At 62.1% G+C, this 14,515-nt stretch carries 13 protein-coding genes; 6 read left to right on the top strand and 7 right to left on the bottom strand.

Features of this window, described 5'->3' with window-relative positions:
* Positions 1 to 53: 53 nt before the first annotated feature.
* Genes LNV06_RS01585 through LNV06_RS01570 form a run of 4 tightly spaced genes read left to right on the top strand, consistent with a single transcriptional unit; the run spans position 54 to position 3,637 of the window.
* Entirely contained in the window at positions 54 to 977 is a 924-nt protein-coding gene (locus LNV06_RS01585) for a branched-chain amino acid ABC transporter permease (protein ID WP_263536491.1), read from the top strand.
* Positions 978 to 995: 18 nt separating this feature from the next.
* Positions 996 to 2,087, top strand: coding sequence for a branched-chain amino acid ABC transporter permease (locus LNV06_RS01580; protein WP_263536490.1), 1,092 nt, complete (start codon positions 996 to 998; stop codon positions 2,085 to 2,087).
* A 23-nt stretch (positions 2,088 to 2,110) separates the two neighbouring features.
* Positions 2,111 to 2,887, top strand: a complete 777-nt coding sequence (locus LNV06_RS01575) for an ABC transporter ATP-binding protein (RefSeq protein WP_263537483.1) — start codon at positions 2,111 to 2,113, stop codon at positions 2,885 to 2,887.
* A 24-nt stretch (positions 2,888 to 2,911) separates the two neighbouring features.
* A complete protein-coding gene (locus LNV06_RS01570; RefSeq protein WP_263537482.1) occupies positions 2,912 to 3,637 on the top strand; it encodes an ABC transporter ATP-binding protein in 726 nt (241 codons plus the stop codon).
* A gap of 52 nt (positions 3,638 to 3,689) precedes the next feature.
* On the opposite strand, the gene LNV06_RS01565 is transcribed toward LNV06_RS01570, so the two are convergent.
* From LNV06_RS01565 to LNV06_RS01550, 4 genes are all read right to left on the bottom strand, one after another.
* Positions 3,690 to 4,259, bottom strand: a complete 570-nt coding sequence (locus tag LNV06_RS01565) for a YSC84-related protein (RefSeq protein ID WP_263536489.1) — start codon at positions 4,257 to 4,259, stop codon at positions 3,690 to 3,692.
* Positions 4,260 to 4,397: 138 nt separating this feature from the next.
* A complete protein-coding gene (locus LNV06_RS01560) occupies positions 4,398 to 5,450 on the bottom strand; it encodes a hypothetical protein (protein WP_263536488.1) in 1,053 nt (350 codons plus the stop codon).
* A 102-nt stretch (positions 5,451 to 5,552) separates the two neighbouring features.
* Positions 5,553 to 7,376 carry a hypothetical protein gene (locus tag LNV06_RS01555; protein ID WP_263536487.1) on the bottom strand — a complete coding sequence of 608 codons (1,824 nt, stop codon included), beginning with the start codon at positions 7,374 to 7,376 and terminating at the stop codon, positions 5,553 to 5,555.
* 13 nt (positions 7,377 to 7,389) lie between these two features.
* Positions 7,390 to 9,021 (bottom strand): phospholipase D-like domain-containing protein, encoded by a 1,632-nt coding sequence (locus LNV06_RS01550; RefSeq protein ID WP_263536486.1) that lies wholly within the window; start codon positions 9,019 to 9,021, stop codon positions 7,390 to 7,392.
* A gap of 292 nt (positions 9,022 to 9,313) precedes the next feature.
* Between LNV06_RS01550 and edd the strand changes: the two genes are divergently transcribed.
* Entirely contained in the window at positions 9,314 to 11,131 is a 1,818-nt protein-coding gene (gene edd / locus LNV06_RS01545) for a phosphogluconate dehydratase (RefSeq protein WP_411970069.1), read from the top strand.
* Between the two features lie 64 nt (positions 11,132 to 11,195).
* Positions 11,196 to 11,831: a bifunctional 4-hydroxy-2-oxoglutarate aldolase/2-dehydro-3-deoxy-phosphogluconate aldolase gene (locus LNV06_RS01540; RefSeq protein WP_263536484.1), complete on the top strand. Its 636-nt coding sequence runs from the start codon at positions 11,196 to 11,198 to the stop codon at positions 11,829 to 11,831.
* Between the two features lie 6 nt (positions 11,832 to 11,837).
* Here the strand turns inward: LNV06_RS01540 and LNV06_RS01535 are convergent, their stop codons facing one another.
* From LNV06_RS01535 to LNV06_RS01525, 3 genes are read right to left on the bottom strand one after another with little or no spacing between them, the layout of a single operon-like run.
* Positions 11,838 to 12,296 (bottom strand): hypothetical protein, encoded by a 459-nt coding sequence (locus tag LNV06_RS01535; protein WP_263536483.1) that lies wholly within the window; start codon positions 12,294 to 12,296, stop codon positions 11,838 to 11,840.
* Positions 12,297 to 12,325: 29 nt separating this feature from the next.
* A complete protein-coding gene (locus LNV06_RS01530) occupies positions 12,326 to 12,964 on the bottom strand; it encodes a DsbA family oxidoreductase (protein WP_263536482.1) in 639 nt (212 codons plus the stop codon).
* Between the two features lie 40 nt (positions 12,965 to 13,004).
* The gene (locus LNV06_RS01525; protein ID WP_263536481.1) at positions 13,005 to 14,513 is read right to left on the bottom strand and encodes an aldehyde dehydrogenase; all 1,509 of its coding nucleotides are present in this window, start codon (positions 14,511 to 14,513) and stop codon (positions 13,005 to 13,007) included.
* Positions 14,514 to 14,515 lie beyond the last annotated feature (2 nt).

Genomic DNA, 14,515 nt, shown 5'->3' with positions numbered 1-14,515 from the left:
GCGAGTCAGAAGCTCAGTTCGACGACAGATTCGTACATAAAGGAAGACAAGCAATGGAAACTTTTTTGCAACAGATCATCAACGGTCTGGTGCTGGGCAGCATGTATGCCTTGGTGGCCTTGGGCTACACCATGGTCTACGGCATCATCAACCTGATCAATTTTGCCCACGGTGAAATCTTGATGGTGGGTGGCCTGGTCAGTTGGACCGTCGTCAGCGCCTTGGCTGACAGCGGCCTACCGGGCTGGCTGATGATGTTGATCGCGCTGGCCTGTGCCGTGGTGGCCTGTGTGATCCTGAATCTGCTGGTCGAGAGAATTGCCTATCGGCCCTTGCGCAATGCACCACGCCTGGCGCCGCTGATCACCGCCATGGGCATGTCGCTGCTCTTGCAGACCTTGGCCATGATCATCTGGAAGCCGAACCCCAAGCCGTTCCCGCTGCTCTTGCCGACCACCCCGATCGACCTGGGTGGCCCGGTGATCACGGTCACGCAATGCGTGATTCTGGGCTCTACCGTGATGATCTTGGCTGCGCTGATGTGGCTGGTCAATCACACCAAGCTGGGCCGCGCCATGCGAGCTACCGCGGAGAATCCACGGGTTGCGGGCCTCATGGGTGTGAAGCCCGACTTCATCATCTCCACCACCTTTGTGATCGGTGCCGCTTTGGCTGCGGTAGCCGGCCTGATGTGGGCGGCCAACTACGGCACGGTGCAGCACACCATGGGCTTTATGCCCGGCTTGAAGGCTTTCACTGCAGCTGTCTTGGGTGGCATCGGCAATCTGGCCGGCGCCATGGTGGGTGGCATCTTGTTGGGCTTGATCGAAGCGATCGGTGCCGGCTATTTGGGTGACTTAACCGGCGGTGTGCTGGGCAGCCATTACGCCGACATCTTTGCCTTTGTGGCCTTGATTCTGGTGCTGACCTTGCGGCCTTCGGGCTTGCTGGGTGAGCGTGTGGCCGATCGCGCTTGATCGAGCAAGGAGATAAACATGCAAGAACAGAAAAACAAGATCTTCGTCTTCCTGCTGGCGGCACTGGGCCTCTTGGTCGTGCCCTTGATCGCGCAGCAGTTCGGCAACGGCCCGGTCCGCATCATCGACTTGGCGCTGCTCTATGTGATGTTGGCTCTGGGCCTGAACATCGTGGTCGGCTACGCGGGTCTGCTGGATCTGGGTTATGTGGCCTTCTACGCGGTGGGCTCGTACATGTTTGCGCTCTTGGCCAGCCCGCATCTGAGCGACAACTTTGAAGCTTTCCGCGCCGCATTTCCAGAAGGCTTGCACTCGCCGTTGTGGCTGATCATCCCGCTGGGTGCTGGTTTGGCCGGCATCTTCGGCGTGCTGCTGGGCGCCCCAACGCTGAAACTGCGCGGCGACTATCTGGCCATCGTGACCCTGGGTTTTGGCGAAATCATCCGCGTATTCCTGAACAACTTGGAGCATCCGGTCAATATCACCAACGGCCCGCGCGGCATTGGCCAGATCGACGCCATCCACTTCTTTGGCCTTGATCTCGGCAAGGGCCTGGAGGTGTTTGGTTTTAGGCTGCCCTCGGTGACGCTGTACTACTACCTCTTCCTGGTGCTGGTGGTCTTCAGCGTGATCATCTGCTATCGCTTGGAGAACAGTCGCATCGGCCGCGCCTGGATGGCGATTCGTGAAGACGAAATCGCTGCCAAGGCCATGGGCATCAACACCCGCAATATGAAGCTCTTGGCCTTTGGCATGGGCGCCACCTTCGGCGGTGTCTCGGGCACCATGTTTGCGTCCTTCCAAGGCTTTGTGAGCCCTGAGTCCTTCAGCTTGCAAGAGTCGGTGATGATCGTGGCCATGGTGGTTCTGGGCGGTATCGGCCATATTCCTGGTGTGATTCTGGGTGCGCTGCTGCTGTCGGCCTTGCCTGAGGTGCTGCGTTATGTCGCCGGACCTTTGCAAGAGATGACCGGCGGCCGCTTGGATGCATCCATCCTGCGTCAGTTGCTGGTGGCCCTGGCCATGATAGGCATTATGTTGGTGCGCCCTCGTGGCCTGTGGCCTTCGCCTGAGCATGGCAAGGCCGCTGCACAACCGGTCCGCCAGTGAACGCAAGGGAATCAGCCATGAGCATGCAAGACGTAATTTTGAAAGTCGCCGGTGTCTCCAAACGATTCGGTGGCCTACAAGCCTTGTCCGATGTGGGCATCCAAATCAACAAGGGCCAGGTCTACGGCTTGATCGGCCCCAATGGTGCCGGTAAGACCACCTTTTTCAATGTGATCACCGGGCTTTACACCCCGGATGCAGGAACCTTTGAGTTAGGCGGCGCAGCTTATGCACCGACCGCGGTGCATGAAGTCGCCAAGACCGGCATCGCGCGCACCTTCCAAAACATCCGGCTGTTTGCCGAGATGACCGCGCTGGAGAACGTGATGGTCGGTCGCCACATCCGTACCGGCTCGGGCCTTTTGGGCGCGGTGTTCCGCACGCCAGGCTTCAAGGCAGAGGAAGCGGCGATCGCCAAACGTGCGCAAGAGTTGCTGGACTATGTGGGCATCGGCAAGTACGCAGAGTACAAGGCCCGCACGCTGAGCTACGGCGACCAGCGCCGCCTGGAAATTGCACGTGCCCTGGCCACCGACCCCAAGCTGATTGCCTTGGACGAGCCGGCCGCTGGCATGAACGCGACCGAGAAAGTGGTGCTGCGCGAGTTGATCGATCGCATCCGCAAAGACGGCCGCACGATTTTGCTGATCGAGCACGACGTCAAGCTGGTGATGGGCTTGTGCGACCGCGTCACCGTGCTGGACTACGGCAAGCAAATCGCTGAGGGCACGCCTTATGACGTGCAGCGCAATGAAAAGGTGATCGAGGCTTACCTCGGCGCCGGCCACAGCAACGCTTAAGCAACAGCCCAGGAGACACAAGCAATCATGGAAAAGAAAAACACCCTGCTCAAGGTCAAAGGCCTGAAAGTGGCTTACGGCGGCATCCAAGCGGTCAAAGGCGTGGACTTTGAGGTGCAGGAGGGCCAGTTGGTCAGCCTGATCGGCGCCAACGGCGCCGGTAAGAGCACCACGTTGAAAGCGGTGACTGGTTTGCAACCGGTGGCCGATGGATCGATCGAATACCTGGGCAAAGCGATCAAAGGCCAGGGCGCCTGGGATCTGGTCAAGCAAGGATTGGTGATGGTGCCGGAAGGGCGGGGCACTTTCACCCGCATGACCATCACCGAAAACCTCTTGATGGGCGCCTACATCCGCAGCGACAAGGCGCAGATCGATGCCGATATCGAGCGCATTTTTGGCATCTTTCCGCGCTTGAAAGAGCGTCGCAATCAGCTGGCCGGCACCATGTCGGGCGGTGAGCAGCAGATGTTGGCCATGGGCCGCGCCTTGATGACACAGCCCAAGGTGCTACTGCTGGATGAGCCGTCCATGGGCTTGTCACCCATCATGGTGGACAAGATCTTTGAGGTGGTGCGCGACATCCATGCCCAAGGCGTGACGATTTTGCTGGTGGAGCAAAACGCCAGCCGCGCTTTGCAGATCGCCGACCGCGGCTATGTGATGGAGTCGGGCGTGATCAGCATGAGTGGCGATGGCCGCACCCTGCTGAACGACCCCAAGGTACGGGCCGCCTATCTGGGCGAGTAAGCCCGCTTGGTTCAGCCAGGGGCGGACCGCAAAATGGCCGCCCCTGCTGCGATCACTTCTTCTTGTAATTGAACTTCTGTCCGCTGACGGTGGCCTCATACATCAGGCCGCCGTGGGGCAGGGTGAAGATGGCCATGCCGTGGTTGTAGGCGCCCACCGATTTGGCGTTCTCACGGCCGCCACTGACCTGGGCGGATGAGCCTGTGGTGGTCGCTTTGGCGCCCGCGCCCGCGGTGATGGCCACGGCCGAAGCTTCAGCTCCGAACTCGAATTCCCCCTTGGTGAAGGTCTTCAAGGCTGCCTGGTCTTCGAAGTAGATGATCTGGCTGAAGCCTTGGCCGCCGAGCTGGAAGCCAACGCTGACCTGCGTCATCGAAGTGTTGCCGATGTACTTGCCTTGCTCATAAACGCGGCCCTTGCCGAAAGCACCGCCGATGCCAATGCCTGCCTTGCCGATGGTGGGGAAGACGGCGTAACCGTAGGCCTTTTCGGCGATCTTGCCGCTTTCTTCGGCCTTGGCGAAGGCTTTGATGGTGTTTTGGTAATCGTCAGCCAGGACGGGCGTAGCGGCCAAGCTCAGGGCAGACAGTCCGAGCGCGCTGAGAAAGAGTCGTTTGTTCATCATTGTTCCTTGCTGTTGAGAGATCGGCATTGCAATTCGAACGGCGCCGACGAGCGAGCCTGCCGTCCGCTTGTTTTGACTTTAATCCGATTCTCATGACGCCAGGTGACAAGCTGTATCTGCTGTACAGCATACAAGTTAGGGGCTTGTTCCCACGGTCCATTTGATCAAGGCGCGGAACATGGCTTCACGCGGATAGCCGCGTTCGCTGGTGCTGGCGCGCATCCAGGCGCTGGGGTGGCGCTCGCGCGGCAGGGCAATGTCCCAATGGTCGGCCCTGGCTTCAGCCAGCAAGCTGCTGCCCGGCAGTATGGCGTCCCGGCTGAGCAGTTGCCCATCGTTGCGCGGGTCTATGGTGTTCAAGGCGCTGTGAAAAGGGCGCAGGGAAATGCCCACCTCGGCGCTGGGTACAAAGCCGACCACCGAGTGATAGCGCAGCTGGCGCGGTGGTGGGTGGGCCACCAGCCAGGCCACACTTTCGCGCTGGGTGACGCTGCTGACTTCTTGCCCATCGGAGGCTGAGCACCCAAAGGCCTCGATGCGCGTGGAGAAGGACTCAAACAGTTCTTCAAAATGGTCGGCCAGTCGGGTGCCCATCACCACGCCGGCCACCGAGATCAAGTCGCTCACCGCCGGCGGCAGGCCCTGGGCTTCGCTTTGCAGCAAGTGCAAGGCGCGCAGGCTGTCCGGCACACCTTTGGAGTAAGCCAGCAGTACGATGCGCTGCACGCCTGGGCGCTCGGCCTCTTGCCGAATCGCCTCGGCCACCCGTTTGGCATTGGCCGCGCTGGACTCGCGCCCCAGCACCGCCACGGCCCGAATGCTGGCCAACCCTAAATCGGCATATTGACGGTAAGCCTCGGTGCGGCTGAGGCTGCGCTCGCGCACCAAGCCGTCGCCGAATGGCACCGATTGGTCATCAAAACAGTCAGAAAACAAGCCGGGAATCAAGAGAACCGAGGTGCCGCCGGCCAAGGATTCGAATCGTTGATTCAAGGCTTGCAAAGCTTCGACGCTGAGCACTGGGGCGGCTTGTGCCGGCTCAAGGCCATACAGCCAGGCCTGCAGCGGCTGCGGCTTGGCACCGGGGTGAGCTTGCAGCTCTTGTTGAAACAGGGCGCCAAAGCGCTGCCGCTCATCGCTGATGCCGGCTGCAGCAATGGGCAGATTGACGATGGGCAAGGGGCTCATCACCGGGGGTGGGGCCACCCAACTGGCGCAGGCACTGAGCAGCAAAGGGAGAAAGAGGCAGCACAGGGGCCGCAGCCATAAGGCTCGCAGAGTGTTCACGTTTCAGTCCATGCCCACGGTAGCTTCGGTCCAGAAAAATCGCTCGGCGCGGCGATTGGCTTCGCTTCGGTTTTCATTGCGGGTTTCGGCGGTGGCGTCAAAGTCAATCTTGGCGGCCTGCACCGCGCGACAAGTCATATAGGCCTTGGCGCGGGGCTCGGTCAAATCGTCGAGATGGTTGGCCAAGAGATCCACCAATTTGGCTTTGCGCCGGAACAGGTTCACATGGCTGGCGTAGTCGCTGGGCTGTTCAGCGCGCAGCGACTGGATGCAGGCTTCAAAGTCATTCCCCTTGCACCAGCTAGGCAAGTCGGCGAGCACCAGGGCTTTGGTGTCATAGCTGACAAATTGCTTGACCTGCAAAATCGCATCCAGCAGGGCGTCCTGATACACCTGCGCGTGTTCATACAACGTTTGATCGCAGCCTTCGCAATCGGGACCGAAACGCTTGATCAACCAGCCCAGCAGATTGCCGCGTGCCTCACGTTGCTTCAGCACCAGCTCATGGTCAACCGCTCGCAATTGCTCGACCGCCACATCCAGTGAGCCGCAGGTCTGGGCCTCCCAGGCAGCCAGGAGGTCGGCATCGCTTTGCACGGGCTGCTCGCCGCGTGGCATCAACTCACCACGCACCTTGATGCGGTTAGCGGCAGCGTCGTAAGCAAAGCTGACGCGGCGGTAGGCAACAGGCCAGTCCGACAGCGAACTGACATTGAGCTCAAGCACCGGGCGGGTGTCGAGCTCGCGATGCGCGGCCCAAAAGCCGCGATGGGTATGGGCCGACAAATACACCAAGGGATGGCTCACTTGAGACATCAGATTGCGCAGCAGCAGGCGCGAAGGCAGGCCCAGCGCGCGCCAGTTGTGGTGGCCTGCGAACACCACCAAGTCGCCCTTGCTCATGGCTTCGGTGACCCAGTGCGTCAGCGCACGAACCTGGTCGAGGTTGACATGGCCAATGCTGCCGGGACTGCGGCCCATCAAGGTGTCCCAGCTGCTGACCAAGGCACCGGCTTGGTTGGTGTCCAGGCCGATCACGATCACATCGCGGCTGGCGCCGGCTGCGCGCGGCAGCTTGATGCGCTGGGCCAAGAAGGAGTCGGCATAGGCAAAGCCGTCCAGCACATGGGCTTCGATGCCGCTGAGAAATGCCTCAGGATTGGGGTTGCGCCAGCTGACGCGATGCGAGCCTTTGACGGGCGGCAGCACGATGCCGGGCTGACTGGGCACCGCCGCCTGGCCGGCCAAATACATCTGGATGAAGTCGCGCTTGCTGAAAGCCTCGTTCTCGGTCTTGTGCTTCTTGTCCTCCACGCTGGCACCACGGCGGCAGGCTTGGTTCCATTTCTGCGCATCGCGATTCAGGATGTCGTCCAAGATGCTGTAGCCGTAGATGCCAAACATCAGTCCGTCGTGATTGCCCGGCAGGATGGCGCCGGCGCGGCCTGCGGCATTGAAGACCTTGCTCATGCGCTGCGCTTCCGAGCGGCAAGACATGTCCAGCACATCGCCCATATGCAGGAAATTCTCATCCGGGTGGGCTTGTAGCGCCCACTCCATGATGCGGCGGCCAAACAAGGGCTGCTCGGGCGGGCGCTGCGCCACCTCCACATAGGCATCGACCGCGCTGTCGTTGTCGTACAGCGGCCAGCCGGTGGGTTCATGCTCTTGGGTGTCGCCCAGGGCCACGATGGGCGTGGTCAGGGTCTGGAAGTTGTCTTTGCCTGATGCTGAGGTGTCGGGCGCAGGTTGCGGCGCGAAGCTGGCGCAAGCACTTAAGGTCAAAGCTCCGGCCAAGCTTGCGAGTCTGATGAGTTGATGCCTCATGGCTGGTCCATGCTCAGTAATAGCTGGAGGGCATGAGCTTGAAGAACCAGCTCTGCAGCCGCTGCCAGTTGCTGCGAGCCGGTGCGCGCTCCAGCAGCTGATCGGCGCTGCGCCAGACCACTTGCTGATCGCCCTGCAGGCCTTGGAGGTCTAAGTGCCAGCTGTTGTCGCTGCTCATGTCCCGCTCCATGCGCTGCGCCAGGCGCTCGGCCAGCGCAGGGCTGTCGATGATCACGCCCATTTCTGAATTGATGATTTCAGAGCGCGGGTCCAAGTTCATCGAGCCGATGAAGCTGCGCTGACGGTCAATCACCATGGCCTTGCTGTGCAGGCCGGAGAAGCCCGAGCGCACCGGGGCGGAATCGACGAACTCGCTCTTGATGGCGGGGTCAGGTTTCAACTCATGCAAGGCGGCGCCGGTCTTCAAAATCGGCGCGCGCCAATCTTCGTAATGCGCGTTGACGGCCGGCACATCATGGGAGGCCAGGGAATTGGTCAGGATGCGCACCCGCACGCCGCGCGACTGCAAGTCCGCCAGGTCTTGCATGAAGTGGGGGTCGGGGATGATGTAGGCGTTGGTGATCAGCACTTCTTTTTGGGCCGAGCGCATCAAGGCCCTGAAGGCCTCGGGCATGTGGTTTTGTACGCCCTCGGCGCGTGACGGAGAGTCGGTATGTACCACGCTACGTCCGGCCGCCAGCATGGGGCTCAGCGCTTCTTGTTCCGCAGCCCAGCTGTGTCGGCCGGCCAGCAATTCCTTCATGGCCGGGTGGGCGGCGGCGGCTGCTGGCAGTTCGATGTCGGCGGCGGTGATGCGGCGAGCGCGTGTGCTGAAATGCGTGGGCGCAGCGCTGGCGGGAATCGGCTGCACCCAATCGCTGTTCCAGTAGCGATCAAACACGGCGCTGGCTTGGCGGGCCACCGGCCCCACGCCCAGCACATCCAGATCGTGGAAGTTGAATTCGGCATTCATGCCGAAGTACTCGTCGCCAATATTGCGCCCGCCGATGATGGCCACGCGGTTGTCCACCACCATCTGCTTGTTGTGCATGCGTCGGTTGATGCGACTGAACTCGCTGGCGCCCTCGAAGACTCGGCCCAACCAGTCGCGTTTCTGCCAAGCATTGAAGGTGCGCACCTGGATGTTCGGGTGTGAGTCAATGGCGGCCAGCATCTCGTCGCGCAACTCCGGCGCCGACATATGGCGCAGCATGGTGCTCAAGTCATCGAAAAGCAGGCGCACCTTCACGCCGCGCTCGGCCGCCGCAATCACCCGCGCCATCAGCAACTGGCCGCTGGCATCGCCAAACCAGACGTAGTACTGCAGGTCCATGCTGTGCTTGGCTTGGTCGATCAGGGCCAGACGCCATTTCAGACCCTCCGCGTTCCTGTCCAGCAAACGAAAGCCCGAGAGCTCGGGGCCATGTTGCGCCGCCACTTGCGTCTCGGTCTGCGCCCACACGCCGGAACTCTGCGGCGCTATCGCAAAGGCCGGTGGCGGCCTGGGTCCAGGTGGCGGTGCACTGGCGCAAGCCGCCAGCAAGAGGGCCAAGGGTGCAGCCAGAGCAAAGACCGAAACACGGCGCAAGCCTTGCAGACTCAGGCCGTGCAGGAACGAAGGCAGCAAGCCCATTACAGAACGCATGCGGTTGCACTCATGAAACGCTTTGCGAAGCATTGTCAGTGAAAAGCCGAGCGATTCTGCGGCGAAGCGGCGGGCCTTGGAACTTCGCTCGGCTGACTGGCCCTGCCGTGCGGCATCAAGGTTATGCGGAAACCTTGGGCGGCAAATTTGGGCGGCAAAGTGAGCCGGCCGACACTTTGCGTCGATGTAACAGCGCTGTACCCGGATTTGGCGCGGGACGGGTGTGCTTGTTGAGAGGGATCGTGTAATATGGTTACCAATTTTCACCATGCCGAGTTACACGGCCGTGCGTATGAACCAAACCCTTCTTGCCGTTACCGAGCGCATTCGTCAGCGCAGCGCCTCGACTCGGGGCGACTATTTGCAGCGACTTGAGCGCATGGGCGGGCGCAAGCGGGGCGTGGAGCGCATGGGTTGCGCCAATGTGGCGCATGCGGTGGCAGCCATGCCGGCGAATGACAAGCTGCGCATCGTGGCCGAGAAGGCGCCGCATCTGGCCATCATTACCGCCTACAACGATATGTTGTCGGCGCACCAGCCTTACGAGGCTTATCCCGCGCTGATCCGCGACGAGGCCCACAAGCAAGGCGCGACAGCGCAAGTGGCTGGCGGCGTGCCCGCCATGTGTGACGGCGTCACCCAAGGCCTGCCCGGCATGGAGCTGAGCCTGTTCTCGCGCGACAACATCGCCATGAGCACCGCCATCGGTCTGAGCCATGATGTGTTTGACGCCGCGCTGCTGCTGGGCATTTGCGACAAGATCGTGCCCGGTCTCTTGATCGGCGCTTTGCATTTCGGCCACCTGCCTTGCATCTTTGTGCCGGCTGGACCGATGAGTAGCGGCCTGCCGAACAATGAAAAAGCCAAGGTTCGCGAACTGTTTGCCCAAGGCAAGGTTGGCCGCGATGAGTTGCTGAAGGCCGAATCCGCCGCCTACCACGGCGCCGGAACTTGCACCTTTTACGGCACGGCTAATAGCAACCAAATGCTGCTGGAGGCCATGGGTCTGCATGTGCCGGGCGCAGCCTTTGTGCATCCGCACGATCCCCTGCGCGAGTCGCTCACCCGCGAAGCGGTGCGCAATGCCTTGGCAATCACTCACAAGGCTCGCTACACACCCATCGGCCGGCTGGTGGATGAGCGCGTCATCGTCAATGCCATGGTGGCCTTGCTGGCCACCGGCGGGTCGACCAATCACCTGATTCACTGGGTGGCTGTGGCACGTGCCGCTGGCATCATCATCGACTGGAGCGACTTCTCGGAGTTGTCCGGCGTGGTGCCTTTGCTGTCGCGCGTCTATCCGAACGGCGCGGCCGACGTGAACCAGTTCCAAGAAGCCGGTGGCCCGGCCTTTGTGATCCGCGAACTCTTGGACGCGGGCTTGATGCACGAAGACGTGCTGAGCGTGGCTGGCGATTCCTTGCGGCCCTTTGCGCGCCTGCCTTCGCAGGGCGAGGGTGCTGCCGTGGTCTGGCAAGACCTGGCCCCAGAGAGTGGCGACGAGACCGTGGTGCGCAAGGCCACAGCGCCGTTTAGCAGCAGCGGTGGTTTGAAGCTGCTGGACGGCAATCTGGGCCGCGCTGTCATCAAGACCTCGGCCGTGCCAGACGACCGCCATATTGTTGAAGCCCCGGCCCGAATTTTTAGCGACCAAGAATCGATGCTGGCCGCCTTCAAGGCCGGTGAGCTGGAGCGCGATGTGGTCGTGGTGGTGCGCTTCCAAGGCCCACAGGCGAATGGCATGCCCGAGCTGCACAAGCTGACCCCGCCGCTGGCAGTTTTGCAGGGCAAGGGCTTCAAGGTGGCCTTGGTGACCGATGGCCGCATGAGCGGCGCTTCGGGCAAGGTGCCTGCTGCCATTCATGTCTCGCCCGAGGCTTTGGCAGGCGGCCCCTTGGCCAAGCTGCGCGATGGCGACATCGTGCGCATGGACGCCGTCAGCGGCGAACTGTTGGCCTTGGTGCCTGCCGCTGAGTGGGCGGCGCGCGAATTGGCGCAAATCAGCGACGCTCAAGTGGACGAAAACGGCCACGGCCTGGGTCGCGACTTGTTTGCCGGTCTGCGCCGCAATGTGAAGAGCGCCGAAGAGGGCGCGGTCAGCTGGCTCTGAACGAGCCCCGCAAGCGCCACGACCTCGTTCACTCGATCCGAGAACACAGCAGAGAAACAAAGCCATGAGCAATAGCAACACCCTCAGCCTGGCCAGCCACGGCCCCGTCATTCCCGTCATCGTGATTCAACGTCTGGAAGACGCAGTGCCGCTGGCCCAGGCCTTGGTGGCCGGTGGTGTGCGCGTCTTGGAAGTGACCCTGCGTACCGCCTGCGCGCTGCAGGCCATGGAAGCGATGGCGCGCGCCGTGCCCGAGGCCATCGTCGGCGCCGGTACCTTGCGCAGCGCCGCCGATGTGCTGGCAGCTAAGAATGCCGGCTGCCAGTTCGGCGTCAGCCCTGGCTTCACCGAGGCGATTGGCTCGGCTTGCCAAGAACATGGCCTGCCGCTGCTGCCTGGCGTGTCCACCGCCAGCGAAGTGATGCAAGCCAATGCCGCGGGTTACAACTTCTTGAAGCTCTTTCCTGCAGTGGCGGTGGGTGGCGTCAATTTGCTCAAGGCCTTGGGCGGCCCATTCCCAGATGTGGCCTTCTGCCCGACCGGCGGCATCAGCCTGGAAACTGCCCCGCAGTTCCTCAGTTTGCCCAATGTGAAGGTCTGCGGCGGCTCTTGGCTGACGCCGCAAGACGCGGTGGATGCGGGCGATTGGGCTCGCATCACCCGTTTGGCGAAAGAAGCTGCGGCGATTCCTCGCCCCTGAGTCCCTTCAACCGGGGCTTGTGTCTTGGCTCCGGACTTGCGGCTCAATCTGCTTCGCCTGTAGGCCTTGCTGCGCCAGCCATGCCAGGCCGTCTTCTGGCCTTGCACTGAGCTGGTAACGCGTCAGCCGGCCGGCTCGCTCGGCCAATGACTTGACCATCGCTTCATGAAACTGCGAGGGCAGGACGTCGGTGACGGCGACCATGCCGTGGCGCACGCCGTCCTCGAAGAAGGCCCACCATTCGGCCAAGGCCTCAGGCGTGCCGCCTTCCCATTCGCGGGCGTCGCTGAGCAGGCCCCAGGCCTGCGGCTGTCCATTCGCTTGAAGTCCGCGCTCGACCCAGAGTGCGCGAGCCTGGCGGTGCAGATTGCGCGAGGCCACTTCGTTCCAGGTGCCGCAGTAGCTCGCGATCAAGACATCGCCTTGCCATCGCAAGCTGAAGCTGCCGTGTTGGGGCCAAACCATGGTCATGGCGAGTCCTGGGGCTTTCGCCTTCAACCTGCAGCGGCGATCTGCCGCAGCGCCTGCTCAAAGACTTCGGGTGGCTGACCACCAGAAATCAGGTGGCGCTGATTGATGACGATGGCCGGCACCGACTGAATGCCTTGGGCCTGCCAAAAACTCTCGGCCTGGCGGACTTCTTCCTCGAACTGATTCGTGCTCAAGACGCTTGCTGCCGCCTGTGCGTCCAGGCCCACCTCGCCGGCGGCCTTGAGCAGCACTTCATGCGAGCTGGGGTTCTGCCCCTCGGTGAAATAGGCCTTCAGCAGCGCTAACTTCAAGTCGCGCTGGAAATGCCCGCCTTGTAACTCGGCCCAATGCAAGAGGCGATGCGCATCGAAGGTGTTGTAGATGCGGTCGCGGGCGCCCTTGGTGAAGGTAAAGCCCAATTCGGCGCCACGCTGACGAATCGTTTCGCGGGTTTGCGCCAGCTGGACCGGCGCCGCGCCGTATTTGCGGGCCAGGTGGGCATTGATCTCTTCGCCTTCGGCCGCCATTTGCGGATTCAACTCAAAGGGTTGGAAATGCAGGTCCACCTGAAGCTCGGGCATTCGCGCCAAGGCTTGTTCAAGAGACTTGAGCCCGATGGCGCACCAGGGGCAGGAAACGTCGGAGACAAAATCGATACGCATGGGCCTGACTCTAGCCGAGTCCGCAGCCCAGCGTGTCGCCTCAGCTGTTGTTGATACGCAGCCAGGTGGTTTTCAGCTCGGTGTATTTGTCAAAAGCATGCAGCGATTTGTCGCGCCCATTGCCGCTTTGCTTGTAGCCGCCAAAAGGCACGGTCATGTCATCTTCGTCGTACTGATTCACATGCACCGTGCCGGCGCGAAGCGCGCGGGCCACCCGGTGGGCGCGGTCGATGTGCTGGCTCCAGACGCTGGCTTGCAGGCCGTAAGGGCTGTCGTTGGCGATACGCACCGCTTCGGCTTCGTCCTTGAAGCGCAGCACACTCATCACTGGGCCAAAGATCTCCTCGCGAGCGATTTTCATCTGCGGCGTGACGCCGTCGAACACCGTGGGCTGAACAAAATAGCCGCCGCTGTCGGCGCGCGATTGCCCGCCACCTGCAGCCATTCGCGCACCTTCTTCTCGGCCCGATTCGATATAGCCCATCACCGTGCCGAGTTGGCCGGCGTCCACCAGGGCGCCCATGACCGTGGCAGGGTCCAGCGGGTCGCCGGCCTGGTAACGCGGCGCTTCAGCGGTGAGCAGGGCCACGAACTCGTCGGCAATGCTCTCATGCACCAAGACGCGTGAAGGCGCATTGCAGGACTCGCCTTGGTTGAAGAACATGCTGCCAGCGACCGTCTGCGCGGCACGCTTCAGGTCCTCAAAGTCAGGGAAGACCAAGAAAGCGGACTTGCCGCCCAGCTCGTTGTAGACCCGCTTGAGGTTGGAGCGTCCCGCGTACTCCAGCATCTTGCGGCCCACTCGGGTGGAGCCGGTAAAGCCGATGGCGTCCACATCCATATGCAGGGCCAGGGCTTCGCCGGCCTCATGGCCGTAGCCCGGCACCACATTGAAGACGCCGTCCGGCAAGCCGGCTTCGAGCGCCAACTCGGCCAGTCGCAGCGCCGTCAGCGGCGATTTTTCGCTGGGCTTCAAGACCACCGAATTGCCCGCCGCCAGCGCCGGCCCGAGCTTCCAGGCGGCCATGATCATGGGGTAGTTCCAGGGCACGATGGCGCCGATGACGCCCATGGCTTCGCGCTGGATCAGGGCCAGGGCATTGCGGCCGGTGGGGGCGATTTCGTCATAGACCTTGTCGATGGCCTCGGCATACCAGGCGATGCAGCGCGCGGTGGAAGGCACATCGACGCTCAGCGAATACTGGATGGGCTTGCCCATGTCCAGCGTCTCCAGCAGGGCTAGTTCTTCCTTGGCCTGCAAGATTTTTTCGGAGAAGTTTTGCAACACCCGTTTGCGCTGGGCCGGTGATCGGCCGGCCCAGCGGCCGTCTTCAAAGGCGGCGCGAGCACTGGCAACGGCGCTGTCGATATCGGCGGCCTGGCCGCGGGACACTGCGCCCAGGCTTTGCCCGTTCAGCGGCGAGATGCAGTCGAACTGCAGACCGGCTGCCGTATCGACGCGGCGACCGCCGATGACGGGGCGGCCGTCGATGCTCAGGCCTTGGGCACGGCTGTGCCAATCGATGGCAGCTTTACGGGTGTCACTCATAG

Origin of the sequence: Paucibacter sp. Y2R2-4 (assembly GCF_025717535.1) — a bacterium.
Taxonomy (GTDB): Bacteria; Pseudomonadota; Gammaproteobacteria; order Burkholderiales; family Burkholderiaceae_C; genus Paucibacter_A.
Note: the sequence above shows the minus strand (reverse complement) of the source record. Positions and strands in the feature narration are given on the sequence as shown.

Coding starts and splice junctions, on each gene's coding strand:
- LNV06_RS01580 (WP_263536490.1), top strand. CDS start 996: ATGCAAGAACAGAAAAACAAGATCTTCGTCTTCCTGCTGGCGGCACTG.
- LNV06_RS01530 (WP_263536482.1), bottom strand. CDS start 12,964: ATGCGTATCGATTTTGTCTCCGACGTTTCCTGCCCCTGGTGCGCCATC.
- LNV06_RS01565 (WP_263536489.1), bottom strand. CDS start 4,259: ATGAACAAACGACTCTTTCTCAGCGCGCTCGGACTGTCTGCCCTGAGC.
- edd (WP_411970069.1), top strand. CDS start 9,314: ATGAACCAAACCCTTCTTGCCGTTACCGAGCGCATTCGTCAGCGCAGC.
- LNV06_RS01575 (WP_263537483.1), top strand. CDS start 2,111: ATGCAAGACGTAATTTTGAAAGTCGCCGGTGTCTCCAAACGATTCGGT.
- LNV06_RS01525 (WP_263536481.1), bottom strand. CDS start 14,513: ATGAGTGACACCCGTAAAGCTGCCATCGATTGGCACAGCCGTGCCCAA.
- LNV06_RS01550 (WP_263536486.1), bottom strand. CDS start 9,021: ATGCGTTCTGTAATGGGCTTGCTGCCTTCGTTCCTGCACGGCCTGAGT.
- LNV06_RS01560 (WP_263536488.1), bottom strand. CDS start 5,450: ATGAGCCCCTTGCCCATCGTCAATCTGCCCATTGCTGCAGCCGGCATC.
- LNV06_RS01555 (WP_263536487.1), bottom strand. CDS start 7,376: ATGAGGCATCAACTCATCAGACTCGCAAGCTTGGCCGGAGCTTTGACC.
- LNV06_RS01535 (WP_263536483.1), bottom strand. CDS start 12,296: ATGGTTTGGCCCCAACACGGCAGCTTCAGCTTGCGATGGCAAGGCGAT.
- LNV06_RS01585 (WP_263536491.1), top strand. CDS start 54: ATGGAAACTTTTTTGCAACAGATCATCAACGGTCTGGTGCTGGGCAGC.
- LNV06_RS01540 (WP_263536484.1), top strand. CDS start 11,196: ATGAGCAATAGCAACACCCTCAGCCTGGCCAGCCACGGCCCCGTCATT.